General features: G+C 47.4%; 11 protein-coding genes and 1 tRNA gene. 9 read left to right on the plus strand and 3 right to left on the minus strand.

The genetic code is table 11. The features are described from left to right. The first annotated feature begins 1 nt into the window (after nucleotide 1). Genes CP950_RS01715 through folE2 form a run of 3 tightly spaced genes read left to right on the plus strand, consistent with a single transcriptional unit; the run spans nucleotide 2 to nucleotide 3,684 of the window. Nucleotides 2-898: a polyprenyl synthetase family protein gene (locus CP950_RS01715; RefSeq protein ID WP_096672121.1), complete on the plus strand. Its 897-nt coding sequence runs from the start codon at nucleotides 2-4 to the stop codon at nucleotides 896-898. 21 nt (nucleotides 899-919) lie between these two features. After that, nucleotides 920-2,794: a 1-deoxy-D-xylulose-5-phosphate synthase gene (gene dxs, locus CP950_RS01720; protein WP_096672122.1), complete on the plus strand. Its 1,875-nt coding sequence runs from the start codon at nucleotides 920-922 to the stop codon at nucleotides 2,792-2,794. Nucleotides 2,795-2,847: 53 nt separating this feature from the next. Further along, nucleotides 2,848-3,684: a GTP cyclohydrolase FolE2 gene (folE2, locus tag CP950_RS01725; protein WP_096672123.1), complete on the plus strand. Its 837-nt coding sequence runs from the start codon at nucleotides 2,848-2,850 to the stop codon at nucleotides 3,682-3,684. A 30-nt stretch (nucleotides 3,685-3,714) separates the two neighbouring features. Here folE2 and tsaD read toward each other — a convergent pair whose 3' ends face one another. Next, complete coding sequence (tsaD, locus tag CP950_RS01730) at nucleotides 3,715-4,806, minus strand: tRNA (adenosine(37)-N6)-threonylcarbamoyltransferase complex transferase subunit TsaD (protein ID WP_096672124.1); 1,092 nt, start codon at nucleotides 4,804-4,806, stop codon at nucleotides 3,715-3,717. Between the two features lie 78 nt (nucleotides 4,807-4,884). Between tsaD and rpsU the strand changes: the two genes are divergently transcribed. The 3 genes from rpsU (at nucleotide 4,885) to dnaG (ending at nucleotide 7,650) form a co-directional block, all read left to right on the plus strand. Next, nucleotides 4,885-5,097 (plus strand): 30S ribosomal protein S21, encoded by a 213-nt coding sequence (gene rpsU / locus CP950_RS01735; RefSeq protein WP_011903537.1) that lies wholly within the window; start codon nucleotides 4,885-4,887, stop codon nucleotides 5,095-5,097. 103 nt (nucleotides 5,098-5,200) lie between these two features. Next, a complete protein-coding gene (locus CP950_RS01740; protein WP_096672125.1) occupies nucleotides 5,201-5,647 on the plus strand; it encodes a GatB/YqeY domain-containing protein in 447 nt (148 codons plus the stop codon). A gap of 56 nt (nucleotides 5,648-5,703) precedes the next feature. Then, a complete protein-coding gene (gene dnaG / locus CP950_RS01745) occupies nucleotides 5,704-7,650 on the plus strand; it encodes a DNA primase (protein WP_096672126.1) in 1,947 nt (648 codons plus the stop codon). A gap of 60 nt (nucleotides 7,651-7,710) precedes the next feature. Here the strand turns inward: dnaG and CP950_RS01750 are convergent, their stop codons facing one another. Together CP950_RS01750 and CP950_RS10050 are read right to left on the minus strand one after the other, a co-directional pair. Further along, complete coding sequence (locus tag CP950_RS01750; RefSeq protein ID WP_165766386.1) at nucleotides 7,711-8,379, minus strand: sterol desaturase family protein; 669 nt, start codon at nucleotides 8,377-8,379, stop codon at nucleotides 7,711-7,713. 480 nt (nucleotides 8,380-8,859) lie between these two features. Further along, nucleotides 8,860-9,327, minus strand: coding sequence for a hypothetical protein (locus CP950_RS10050; RefSeq protein WP_133092076.1), 468 nt, complete (start codon nucleotides 9,325-9,327; stop codon nucleotides 8,860-8,862). Between CP950_RS10050 and rpoD the strand changes: the two genes are divergently transcribed. The 3 genes from rpoD (at nucleotide 9,296) to CP950_RS01775 (ending at nucleotide 13,649) form a co-directional block, all read left to right on the plus strand. Further along, a complete protein-coding gene (gene rpoD / locus CP950_RS01760) occupies nucleotides 9,296-11,407 on the plus strand; it encodes an RNA polymerase sigma factor RpoD (RefSeq protein ID WP_336437090.1) in 2,112 nt (703 codons plus the stop codon). The two genes, CP950_RS10050 and rpoD, sit on opposite strands and share 32 nt — an antisense overlap. A 13-nt stretch (nucleotides 11,408-11,420) precedes the next feature. Continuing rightward, nucleotides 11,421-11,497, plus strand: a tRNA-Ile gene (locus CP950_RS01765). A 1,069-nt stretch (nucleotides 11,498-12,566) separates the two neighbouring features. Further along, the gene (locus CP950_RS01775; RefSeq protein WP_096672130.1) at nucleotides 12,567-13,649 is read left to right on the plus strand and encodes a CE1 family esterase; all 1,083 of its coding nucleotides are present in this window, start codon (nucleotides 12,567-12,569) and stop codon (nucleotides 13,647-13,649) included. The last annotated feature ends 251 nt before the right edge of the window (nucleotides 13,650-13,900 follow it).

Raw genomic sequence — 13,900 nt, forward strand, 5'->3', positions numbered from 1 at the left:
CATGAGTACTCCTTTTTTATTCCCGCAGTGGATGAAGGCGCAATCCGAGAGAACGGAGTCTGCTTTAGATAGGCTGCTTGATCCGAATAAGCTCCCGCCAATCCGATTGCATCAAGCCATGCGCTATGCAGCACAGGGTGGCGGCAAACGGATTCGTCCACTCTTGTTGTATGCCACCGGTGAGCTTGCTGAATGTGAGTTGAGCAGGGATGCCTTAGATGCCGCTGCTGTCGCTATCGAATGTATTCATGCGTATTCCTTAGTGCACGATGACTTACCGTCGATGGATAACGACGATCTGCGACGCGGCAGGCCCACAGTGCATAAAGCATTTGATGAGGCGACTGCATTGCTAGTCGGCGATGCGTTGCAATCCAAAGCCTTCGAGATTTTGGCCGCCATTGAATGCGACCCCTTGGTACGATTAGATCTCATTCACTCTCTAGCTGTTGCCAGTGGCTCACGCGGTATGGCTGGCGGTCAGGCGATTGATTTAGAGAGTGTTGGCAAGACAATTGAGTTGCAGGATCTGCAGCAAATGCACGCCATGAAAACTGGCGCTTTACTGTCCTGTGCAGTACGCATGGGCGGAGTCATTGCCCATCTCAACGCTGCCCAATTAGAGCAACTTACGATTTACTCCCAGGCTCTTGGCTTAGCGTTTCAGGTTGTCGATGATATTTTGGATGCCACGGCTGACAGTCAGACTCTAGGTAAAACCGCCGGTAAAGACGCGGCTCAGGATAAGCCGACTTATGTGACCTTGATGGGTTTAGACTATGCTCAGCAGAAAGCCTTGGAATTAGAGAAAATAGCCACTGCGAGCTTAGAGTGCTTTGGAAGCAAAGCGCAAGCCTTAAGAGAGTTGGCACTTTTAGTTGTCAACAGAGGCAAATAAGTAAGGATTACTTGAGATTCAATGAGCTTAAATTCAATTAACACGCCAGCCGATTTAAAAAAGAAACCGCGCGAAGCACTTTCTGCCTTGGCGGGTGAGTTACGCCAATTTATCTTAGATTCCGTTTCTAAAACGGGTGGGCATCTCTCCTCTAATTTAGGTACCGTGGAATTGGCTGTGGCGATTCATTATGTTTTCGATACACCGCATGATCGCGTGGTTTGGGATGTGGGCCATCAAAGTTATCCGCACAAGATTTTGACTGGACGCCGTGAGCAGATGAGTAGCTTACGTCAGCTTGATGGTTTGTCTGGCTTTCCGCGCCGCGCTGAAAGTGAATACGATGCCTTTGGTACTGGGCATTCTTCAACCAGTATTTCAGCGGCAATGGGCATGGCGCGCGCCTTCCAAACCAAGGGTGAGAAACACGTTGCGGTTGCAGTAATTGGGGATAGCGCAATGACGGGAGGCATGGCCTTTGAGGCGATGAACAATGCAGGCGTCTATGAAGATCTTCCTTTGGTAGTGATCTTAAATGACAACGATATGTCGATTTCATCGGCAGTAGGCGCCTTAAATCGCCATCTTGCGCGATTGCTAAGCGGCAGTATTTATTCTGCGACAAAAAAGGGGATCGATAGTGTGTTGTCGATAGCGCCTCCCTTACGCGAGTTTGCTAAGCGCTTAGAAGATCATGCCAAGGGCATGGTGTCACCTTCCACTATTTTTCAAGAATTTGGTTTCAATTACTTCGGACCGATTGATGGTCATGATTTAGACGCTTTAATTCCGATGCTACAAAATGTACGGCGTTTAGCGATTGAGGGTCGTGGGCCTCAGTTTTTACATGTCGTGACCCGTAAAGGTCAAGGTTATGAAATGGCCGAAGCCGATCCCATTTTGTATCACGGCCCAAGTAAATTTAACCCCGAAGAGGGCGTCAAAAAAGCCACGACGCCTTCTAAGCAAACCTTTACTCAAGTATTTGGTGAGTGGCTATGCGATATGGCTCAAGCAGATCCTTTGTTAGTGGGAATTACGCCCGCCATGAGCGAGGGTTCTGGTTTGGTGGAATTTCAAAAGCGCTTTCCTCAGCGGTACTACGACGTGGGGATCGCTGAGCAGCATGCCGTTACGTTTGCCGCTGGCTTAGCCTGCGAAGGTATGAAGCCTGTTGTTGCTATCTACTCCACTTTCTTGCAACGCGCTTACGATCAATTAATTCATGATGTAGCTATACAGGACCTCCCCGTTTTATTTGCCTTAGATCGTGCTGGTTTGGTCGGGGCAGATGGCGCCACTCACGCTGGCGCCTACGATATCGCCTTTTTACGTTGCATTCCTAATATGCTGGTGATGACCCCTGCAGATGAGGCAGAGTGCCGTGATTTGTTAACCACGGCTTTTGAACAGCCTCATCCGACGGCTGTGCGCTATCCCCGCGGTTCGGGTGTGGGTGCAACACCATCCAAAGAGCTACAGTCTTTGCCCTTAGGTAAAGGGGAAATTAGACGGCACTCAACAGCCACGGCCGGAAAGCGCTTGGCCATTTTGGCTTTTGGAACCTTGCTGTATCCAGCGCTCGAAGTGGGGGAGAGTACCAATTCCACGGTCGTGAATATGCGTTTTGTAAAGCCCTTGGATATCGAGTTATTAAAAACTTTAGCACTCGATCACGATGCATTTGTGAGTGTTGAGGATGGCGTCATTGCAGGTGGTGCAGGCAGCGCCTGCCTTGAGGCTTTAAATGCGTTAGGCATCAATAAACCCTTTTTGCAACTGGGGTTACCTGACAAGTTTATTGAGCATGGCGACTACAAATTACTCATGAGCGCATGCGGTCTTGATGTTGCCGGCATTAGCCAATCGATTAGGCAACGCTTTCCACAGTTGTAAGATGCTGCCAGTAACGGCAGGCAAATAAGTTAGTTTTGACCGAAAATAGCAATATGAACGATATAAATCCCTCCTTCCTCCAATCTCAGGCTATGCCAGATGTGCAGTCTGCTCACGACGAGCGGGCTTTGCCTATCGAGCAAGTGGGTATTCGGGGTTTGCGCCACCCTTTAACTATTCGCACCCGCTCAGGCATTCTTCCTGCAGTGGGTAACTTTGAGATGGATGTGGCATTGCCAGCCCATGTCAAAGGCACGCATATGTCGCGCTTTATTGCACTTTTGCAAAAGCAGGAAGAGGCCATCGATAGCGCAAGTGTGGTGAGCATGGTGCGCGAGATGCTGCCTTTGCTCAATGCCAAGGAAGGCCGCATTCAATTTACTTATACGCACTTTGTTAAAAAAGCAGCACCCGTGTCTGGCGTGGAAAGTTTGATGGATTACGAGGTCACCTGGACGGCGAAGGCTAAGCAGGGAGTTCAGGATGCACAGGATGCAATCGACGTGGAATTGAACCTGCGCGCAGTTGTGCCCGTGATGAGTTTGTGCCCGTGCTCGAAAGAAATTTCTGAATATGGCGCTCACAATCAGCGCTCCCACATCACCATGTCAGTGTCATTAGATCCCCGCACCAAGATGACGGTAGAGGACTTAGTAGCCGCTGCTGAAAGTCAGGCCTCAAGCGAATTGTGGGGTTTACTTAAGCGTCCTGACGAGAAGTGGGTCACTGAGCACGCCTACGACAATCCGAAATTCGTGGAAGATTTGGTGCGTGATGTAGCAGGGCAACTGCAACAGGATCAGCGTGTTTTATCTTTAGAGGTAGAAGCGGAAAACTTTGAATCTATTCACAATCACAGTGCGTTTGCCAGAATCTCTTTGACGAAATAAGTCAAAGAGAAGCAACAAACCCAATAGAAGTTAACCCACACTCTCCTCTTGCGTCATATTATTACTGGATAAGTCCCAGCGAGGTTTAATGTCAAATGCGCCTGAATGGGTTGACCCATTACGAGCACTTAGCAGGCGCAATGCACCCGCAAAGGCAATCATGACTCCGTTATCGGTACAAAGTTCTAACGGAGGATAGTGGACTGCAAAGTGGTTCTGCTGAGCCGATAACGTGAGCGCTGAGCGTAATTGCGCATTGGCACCCACCCCTCCAGCCAGCACCAAATGTTTGCAACCAGTTTGCTTGATCGCCTTTTGAGACTTACTCACCAGCACGGCCACTAGCGCCTCAACAAACGCCCGAGCCAAGTCAGCATGAAACTGGGCGGTAACGTTTTCCTCGGCAGTTCCTAGGGCTTCAAACTTTTTCACTTGATTTAGCACGGCAGTTTTTAGTCCGGAGAAAGAAAAGTCCAAATCTCCTGAATGCATCATGGGTTTGGGTAATTCAAAGCGACCTGCCTGCCCCTTTTCTGCCAACTTGGAAAGGGCGGCTCCGCCGGGGTAATCCAAGCCCAGCAACTTGGCGGTTTTATCAAAAGCCTCACCTGCCGCATCGTCGAGCGTTTCCCCCAGTAATTGGTATTGGCCGATGCCGCTAACCAGCATTAATTGGGTATGTCCACCAGAAACCAGTAAAGCAATAAAGGGGAACTGGGGAGCCGAGGGCCCCAATAAGGCTGAAAGAAGGTGGCCCTCCAAATGGTGAACCCCAATGGAGGGTAAGTTAAGGCCTTGCGCAAGGGCTTTGGCAAACGCACTGCCCACCAATAGGGCGCCAGCTAAACCAGGCCCCTGAGTAAAAGCAATGGCCTGAATGTCCTTGAGTTTTAGCTGCGCTTCGTGAAGGGCTTCATCCAGTAACGGCAACACCCGCCGAATATGGTCCCTTGAGGCTAATTCGGGGACTACACCGCCGTAATCCCGATGCATGGCTATCTGGGAGTGCAGGGCCTGACCTAAAACCCCAGCAGAGGCTGGACGGCCATTTTCCCAAGGGGAGGTGTCGTATAAGGCCACACCGGTCTCATCACAAGAGGTTTCTATTCCTAAAACAATCATTTTTTTACTTAGCCGTGCTAGAATCCGTGATTCAGTTAATTTTTCAATATTTTTCGAGCATATACGAGTTAAACAAGTATGACTACAGTCCGCCTCCGCGAAAACGAACCATTTGAAGTGGCATTGCGCCGTTTCAAGCGCACCATTGAGAAAAATGGCCTTTTAACCGACCTGCGTGCCCGCGAGTTTTACGAGAAGCCTACGGCTGAACGTAAGCGCAAAAAGGCCGCTGCTGCTAAACGCCATTACAAGCGTATTCGCAGCCAGATGTTGCCTAAGAAGCTTTACTAATACAATTTAAAAGCTCTCTTCACCGAGAAGCTTTGAAACCCGCTGACGGTGATACGCAGCGGGTTTTTGCTTTTTATTCTGCCTACCAACTGAGGAAATCATCATGACGTTGAAAGATCAAATTAGCGAAGATATGAAAAGTGCCATGCGCGCAAAAGAAGTTCTGCGTCTGGGTACGATTCGCCTGTTAATGGCAGCTATTAAACAGCGTGAAGTCGATGAACGTATTGTTGTGGACGATGCTGGAGTGCTTGCGATTGTTGAAAAACTCATTAAACAACGCAAGGACTCGATTTCTCAGTTTGAAAAAGCGGGCCGTGATGATTTAGTCGCCATTGAGGCTGGAGAAATGGCAATCCTAGTAACTTATTTGCCAGAACAACTGGCGGATGCAGAGGTTGAGGCAGCGGTTGCCGCAGCCGTTGCGGCAACGAATGCTACTGGTCCTCAAGATATGGGCAAGGTCATTGGGGTGCTCAAAGCACAGCTAGCGGGTAAAGCAGATATGGGCAAGGTATCAGGTCTAGTCAAGGCGGCGTTGTCTAAGTAATCAGTGCCTGTGCGCTGTCATGCCCTTGTCCGCATCCTAGCTCATACTCATTATCTATGGCACTCATCCCCCAATCCTTTATTGCCGATCTTTTAAATCGGGTCGATATCGTCGATGTAGTGGGGCAGCATGTGAAGTTAAAAAAAGCGGGCGCAAACTACCAAGGTTTGTGCCCCTTTCATGCGGAGAAGTCCCCCTCTTTTTCAGTTTCACCGACTAAGCAGTTTTATCACTGCTTTGGATGCGGTGCGCATGGCTCTGCCATTAGCTTTGTTATGGAGTACTCCGGGCTAGGCTACGTTGACACGATCGAGGAGCTCGCCCGCTCAGCTGGCTTGGATGTTCCTCGTGAAGAACGCACAGCGAACGATGTAGCGCGTCAACAACAAGCGATGGCACTGAGTGAGGTGATGAGTGCAGCAGCCGATTGGTATCGCCTGCAACTTAAGGGTGCGGCACGTCCAGTGGAGTATTTGAAGAGTCGCGGCCTTACTGGAGAAATTGCGAAACGTTATGGTTTGGGCTATGCCCCTGATGGTTGGCAGGGCCTAGAGGCAGTCTTTGGTAGCTATGCGAATGATGAAGTCGCCAACACCTTAATTGAAGGGGGCTTATTGATTCAAAGTGAGCAAACCGAGCAGCAATCTACGGCAAGGCGCTATGACCGTTTTCGGGATCGGATTATGTTTCCGATTCGCAACCCTAAAGGGCAAGTGATTGGATTTGGCGGGCGTATTTTGGATCAAGGCGAACCGAAATATTTAAATTCACCAGAGACACCCTTATTTTCCAAAGGCAACACCTTATACGGATTATTCGAAGCTAGACAAGCGATTCGCTCACAAGAATATGTTTTGGTATGTGAGGGATACATGGATGTCGTGGCGTTAGCGCAATTGGGGTTCCCGAATGCAGTTGCCACTTTGGGTACTGCCTGTACCGCCAATCACGTTCGCATGCTGCTGCGACAAACTGATCGGATTGTGTTTTCCTTTGATGGAGATGCAGCAGGTCAACGCGCTGCTCAGCGCGCTCTAGAGGCTTGTTTGCCTCTCATGTCGGACGATAAAGAAATCCGCTTCTTATTTTTACCCACAGAGCACGACCCCGATAGTTATGTGCGCGCTTATGGCGCACCAGCGTTTGAAAAAGTCATTAAAGAGGCCATGTCACTCTCAAGCTTCTTTTTTAAGATTGTCAGCCAAGATCATGATCTGACAACCCCCGAGGGTAGAGCACAGACTCACCATGTAGCCAAACCCTTGCTACTGTCAATGCCACCAATTGCTTTGCGTACCCAAATTTTGCGTGAATTGGCGATTCGTACTAACTCCACACCCGCTGAGCTTGAGGCTTTTTGTGGTCTTACAATCGTGCCTGCGCCAGTGCGTCAAAATACCTATGCTGCTGGTGTTCAGCAGCCCAACTTCAAGCAAGCCAGCAGCACCAATAGAGCCCAAGGAGCCCCTTGGCAAGGCGCCAAGGGCTCGGTCAAAAGAGTGCCCACGCAAGTGATTTCTCCACCGCAGCCTCCAACCGATTTAGCGGAGCAGATGTTGCGTGTGCTGATTCAGTTTCCGCACTTGGGCAAAGCGCTGGATGCAAATAAGCGCAGTCTCGCTATGAAAGTTTCTGAGTTACGTTCAGCCAAAGCTGCTGAATTAATGGGAGACTTGTTAAGCCAGTGTGACCTGGTGGAACTCATTCCAGGGGAAAACGACAAGCCGCCCACAATTGGCGGTGGTGCGTTCGCCCTTTTTCAGGAACAGCTAGCTCGCAGTGAGTACGCCCCTCTATACGAAGTTTTGCGTAAGAGAATTATGGGATCTGATTTAGATTTGAAGGGGGCTATTGCAGACTTAGAGGGGTCCTTCAAAAAACTGGAAATCATTTACCTTAAGCAAGAAATGACAGAGATCACCCAGCGAATCGCGGGCGATCAGGCTACTGAGCAAGACCGGGCGCGTTATCGGGAGCTTGGTGAAAGGTTGAAGTTCTCTTAGGCATTGCCTGGAACCTGAATAGTTTCTTGGGATGGCCGTTCCCTAGAAGTGGAGAAGTTTTTACTTAATCTCTTTACAGGCCAGCATATGCTTAACCTTGCGCTCAGAGTCCAATTGAAAGCCGCACTCCACAACGCGCGAAGAATTTTCATAAGTACCGAACAACATATCCCAGATTGGTAAGCCGTAATTATTCGCGTGACGCTCGCGCTCATGATGTATGCGGTGCATCTCTGGACGAACGATGATGTATCCCAGCCAACGTGGCGTGGAAATATTGGTATGTTCCCAGAATTCAAAAATGCCTACCCATAAAGTAGCCCAGGCGGCAGAGTCCGTATCAAATCCTAATACCCAATAGGTTGCTAGATTAATGATCACGGAATTAGCCAAGAAATCACTTGGGTGGGCATAGAGTGCGGTAAGCGCTTGCAACCGATGGGTGCTGTGATGTACCTGATGAAAGATCCGCCAAGCAAAATTACTGTTGTGGCGTAAGCGATGCCACCAATAGACAAAGAAGCTGATGCAGAAATAACCCAATAAGCCGTTTAACCAAGCTGGGCAGGTCGAAAATTGGTGTGCCAGCTGCGGAAATAGTGCAATATTTCCTAAAAGGGGCACGATATAGATGCCAATCAGGGTCGTCAAGAAAATGCCCAGGCCACCAAACAAACATAGACGCCACAGCCACCCACGGTCTTCACTGTATTGATGTAGAGGGCTCATTCTCTCCCAGCAAAATAGCAGGCTCAGAACAGCAAGTGTAATTAGGATGGATATCCCGGGGGTAAGCATGAACTGGAGACCTTTAATGGAAATTTGCAGGATCAAGGGCAAATTGATTTTACTTTTTTTCTAATGAACTTTCTGACAGGGATGAATTTTGGATGACTGGGCATGTCGCAAATGGTTTGTATCTAAAAAGTAGCGCAGATTTGCTGGAAACTTTTAAATACGCCTCCATCGATGCTGTGATTTAAATTCTCGTAAGATTTGTTTGAATTTGCTCTAGAAAAATCAGCATTTACCCCCTTATGCTTACTGAAGGTGAGGGGAAAAAAGTCGCAATCGACTATAATCCTCTATTCCAATAAAAAAACCGATTTAATTCAGTCACTTGCGCTAGATTTCATGAAATCAAGAGTAAGGGAACAACGTGGCTGTTAACAATCAGTCAATACCAATAAACAGTAATGTGAATAAGCGCTAATACATGCCAACTACTAAGAAAAAACCTGCCAAGCCCGCTGCTAAATCAACGGCCAAACCTGCGGCAAAAAAAGCTACAAAGCCTGTAGCCAAAGCTAAGGCTCCCGTGAAGTCAGTAAAGCCTGTAGCGAAGAAGCCTAGCAAGGCGCCAGTGAAGAAGCCGGTGGCTAAGGCGGCCGTCAAGCCAGTAGTCAAAGCAAAGGCCCCAGTCAAGCCCGCCGCGAAGAAGCCAGTAGCTAAAGCAGCTGCCAAGCCAGCTGTTAAAGCGAAGACCCCAGTGAAGGCGGTAATTAAGGCGCCTGTTAAAGCGGCAGCCAAGCCTGTTCCAAAGGCACCCGTTAAGGTAGCCGCTAAAGCCACCACCAAATCCACCGTTGCCCCGAAAGCATCGGCGAAGCCAGCACCTAAGGTTGCGGCTAAGGTGGTAGTTAAGGTGGCAGCAAAGCCAGTAAGCAAGCCAGCCATCAAGGCAGCTTCTGCTGAGGAGGCTACAAAGCCTGAGGCAGTTGAATTAGAGACCAATGAAGTTGGTGAAGATAAAAAAGTTCGCAAAACCAAGGTAAAGGCCGATGCGCCTGCTGAGGGAGTTGAGCCAGTGTTGACTGATCGTCAAAAGGCTCGTGAACGCAAAGCAAAAGAGAAGGCACTGTTGAAAGAATTTGAAGCACAAAAGCTAGGCTCTGAAGAGCAGCAAGAGTTGCGCCGTACGCGCTTGAAGACGTTGATCAAGATGGGTAAGTCTGCAGGTTATTTAACGCATGGCGAAATTAATGACGTCATGTCAGATGAGCTGTCTGATGCAGAATCATTGGAAACCTTAATCGGTTTATTGAGCGACATCAACATTACCGTCTATGAGCAGGCGCCAGATGCTGAAACATTGCTTCTGAATGAAAATGCGTCTGCTGGAACTACTGAAGAAGAAGCTGAAGAGGAGGCTGAAGCTGCTCTTTCTACGGTTGATTCTGAGTTTGGTCGTACAACGGATCCCGTGCGTATGTATATGCGCGAAATGGGTACTGTCGATTTGCTTACTCGCGAAGGCGAGATTGTCATTGCCAAGAAGATTGAAGCTGGCCTCAAAGATATGGTGATGGCTCTAGCCGCATGTCCAGTCACGATCAGTGAAATTCTGACCAACGTAGACAAAATCACGACTGGTGAGATGGAAATCGATCAATTTGTAGATGGTTTAGTTGATCCCAATGCAGAAGACATTAAGCTGGGACCAGAAGAGCCAGCAGTTGATCCTGATGCAGAAGAATCAGAAGAAGAAGGCGACGATGAGGGTGGCGGTGGTGGTGCGGCAACTGCCAATGCCAAGCAACTCGAAGAGTTGAAGCAGATTTCTTTAGAGAAGTTCGCCATCATTCGCACTCAAGCTGACAAGATGCGTCGTGCTTTTGATAAAGAGGGTTACAACTGCCCGGCCTATATCAAGGCACAAGAAGCGATTCGTAACGAATTACTTGGATTCCGCCTCACAGCGAAGAGTGTTGAGAAGCTTTGTGACACCATGCGCTCACAAGTAGACCAAGTTTGGAAGCTCGAGCGCGGTATTGTGAGTCTCTTAGTTGATAAGGTTGGCGTGAATCGTGGTGAAGTAATCAAAGACTTCCCTAAGATGGCCATGAATCTTGAGTGGACTGCTAAGTTACTCAAAGAGAACAAGCCATACATCGCCCTGTTGCAACGTAACGTACCTGCTGTGCAAGAGTTGCAGCAAAAGTTAATCGACATTCAAACTCGTGTAGTTCTGCCTATCCCTGAATTAAAAGAAGTAAACAAGCAGATGGCAGCTGGCGAGAAGCGTGCCCGTGAAGCTAAACGAGAAATGACCGTAGCGAACTTACGTTTGGTGATTTCGATTGCTAAGAAGTACACCAACCGTGGCTTGCAGTTCTTGGACCTGATTCAAGAAGGCAATATTGGCTTGATGAAAGCGGTTGATAAGTTTGAATATCGCCGCGGTTATAAATTCTCCACTTATGCAACTTGGTGGATTCGCCAGGCGATTACCCGTTCGATTGCTGACCAAGCCCGTACCATTCGTATTCCTGTTCACATGATTGAGACGATCAATAAGATGAACCGGATCAGCCGCCAGATTTTGCAAGAAACTGGACATGAACCAGACGCCGCTACTTTGGCTCTGAAGATGGAGATTCCAGAAGACAAGATTCGCAAGATCATGAAGATCGCTAAAGAGCCTATCTCAATGGAAACACCAATTGGTGACGATGAAGATTCACATTTAGGTGACTTTATTGAGGATGGCAATACTTTAGCTCCAGCTGAAGCCGCTTTGCATGAGTCGATGCGTGATGTCGTAAAAGACGTCTTGGATTCATTAACACCTAGAGAGGCAAAAGTATTGCGTATGCGCTTTGGTGTCGAGATGAGTACTGATCACACCCTCGAGGAAGTAGGCAAGCAGTTTGACGTGACACGTGAGCGTATCCGTCAGATTGAAGCTAAAGCCTTGAGAAAAATGCGTCACCCAAGCCGTAGCGACAAACTCAAGACCTTCCTCGAAGAGGATTGAGCCAAAGACTAACGGGCCCATAGCTCAGTTGGTTAGAGCAGAGGACTCATAATCCTTTGGTCCCAGGTTCAAGTCCTGGTGGGCCCACCAATAAAATCAATGACTTAGCGTGAGAACGCTAGGTCATTTTTTATTAATGTGTAGTTGGTGTGTAGCAAATATCCCCGCTAGACCCCAATAGATATATGGTTCTAGCTTGGAGCAATCAACTATTTGTTGCCCGTGGTTTGTAAGTGCTCACGGACTGCTTACGGCCAGTTGCAGTCATTCGTGGGATGCACCAAATAAAGGAATCAGTAGCAAACCTAGAGGTGGTTTTTTATTGCTCAATCTAGTGCTATACCTACTCCAAACCTTCAAATACTTATGCTAGGATTCGATGGTGGATAGTCCACAACCTATAGGAGAAATAAAAGTGCCAGTACAGACGATTGAATTAGAAGAAGTGCAAATGATTGAAGTGAGTGATGATTTATTAGAGGCAAGTTGTAGACTAGTGGGGCTGTTTACCTCTACTATTTGTCAAGATCAATGTGGTGGTGCCTTCACAATACCTTACTGCAGATGAAGTTAATACTGCTCTGTGTTATAGAGCATTGATATACCCTGTATCGCAAGCCACTCTACGGAGTGGTTTTTTATTGTCCAATCGAGTGCAATTCCTACTCCAAACCTTCAAATACCTATGCTAGGATTTAACTGTGGATAGTCCACATAACTTAATGGATAACAAGCATGCCAGTACAAATGATTGAAATAGAGGAAGTACAAATAATGCAGGTGAGTGATGAGGATTTGGAATCTGTTCTAGTTGGGGGGACTGTGGACATTCCGTATTGGACTGTCACAACTAGCGGCTGTTTATTTGGGTGATTCGGGTCCTAGCAGGTTCTGCTCCTGTTAGTTATCAGTTTGCCCAAATTTGAATTACTAGATGCTGGGTTTTACTAGCCACTCTACGGAGTGGTTTTTTATGGTCCTTAATGTCCGCTTTGGGTCGTTAGCTCCCTGATTCTAGAGCGGGCTGAGTGTGTTCAAAATCGGCCTACATCAGACGTCCGTAGGATATTCCAACTAGTGGAATCTGTAGGTATATTCCCCTTATTTCCTTCCGTTATTATTCAAACACTACTTCGAGAAATTGTTAAGGCGCAACAAGATGAAGCATCTAAAAAAATTACTACTTGCTTTACTTATCTCAATTTCTTCAATGTGCTTAATTGCCTGTGTTGGTAGCAATACTAGTAGCAATGGTGTTAGTGGGGGTAGCGTTTCACAAGCCTGTCAAAATCCAATTAACCCCTCAATGACTCCCATTAGGTTAAAAACAGAATCATTTGACAGAGATATTTGGATTGTTGGTTGTGCCGACCAAATTCCGGAAAACGGTCTTCCGATTCTGTTCGGGTTTCATGGGGGAGGAGGAACCCCTGTCAGCCGTGAGGGTAGAGGTTTTTTGAACTATACAAGTCTTGACAATTTGGGCGCGATTGTCATAGCGCCTGTGGGCAATCGTAGTAATAATGGGCACAGTTGGATCAATGCTTTTCCTTGGATGAAAACCAATCCAGAAAATGACCTTTTACTGCCTCAAGCAATCATACAATTATTAAAAAATACTCCAGGTCTTCCTCGGATCGATTATCAAAGTGTCCATGCAACTGGAAAATCTGACGGATCAGGTATGACCATGTACTGGGCTTGTAATATGGCTAGTAGTGGAGTTGACTTAAAGAGTATTGTGATGGTCTCAGGCGCTTATTTTGGGTTAAATAGCGCAACAAATGTTGGGCTTAACGAGTCTTCAATTTGCGTACCTAAAGCCCCAATTCCCATGTTGATGATGCACGGCACTGCAGATCAAGTAATGTCATACAACGGGCAACATTTTCTCAATTCAAAGGCAATTGAATTTGCAAATGATTACTGGATTACAAAAGATCCGACTGTCTCTCCGGGAAGAAGTAATACTTACACAGTAAAGATAGAGGCTTACAGAGAGTATTTAGCTAAAGAGGTCAATAAATGCTCTGTTTCAACACTTTCCAGCCTCGGAACTTATTCCAATGTAGAAACCTGGTCTGGATGTTTAGCTGACTTCACGTCCATCACCATCGCTGGAGGTAATCACGTTTGGACAGGTCACATTAAGAGTGGTCCAGATTCTGGTCAAACCCCAAACATGGACTTTAATGCCACCGAAGAGCTTGCGAAATTTTTAAAGTTTCCTTTGTACAAATAAAAGCAAAATAGTCCACATTCATTGCTCACTTCAACAGTTACTCTTCAGAGCGGTTCTTTGATTGCCTTCAATGGCTGCTATGGGTCGGAAGCGGTCTATCGCTATCGAACTTTTTAGACCCAAACATTACTTTGGAGCAACGAAGTGTTAGACGGTTGCTCCAAAATTCCTGTGGTTTCGAAAACCAAAGAGTGACTCCACACTTCCTTTAAATCCATGAATTTGCTTACACATTTGCTTACACACCGACG

The sequence above is a fragment of the Polynucleobacter meluiroseus genome, assembly GCF_900205755.1.
Lineage (GTDB): Bacteria > Pseudomonadota > Gammaproteobacteria > Burkholderiales > Burkholderiaceae > Polynucleobacter > Polynucleobacter meluiroseus.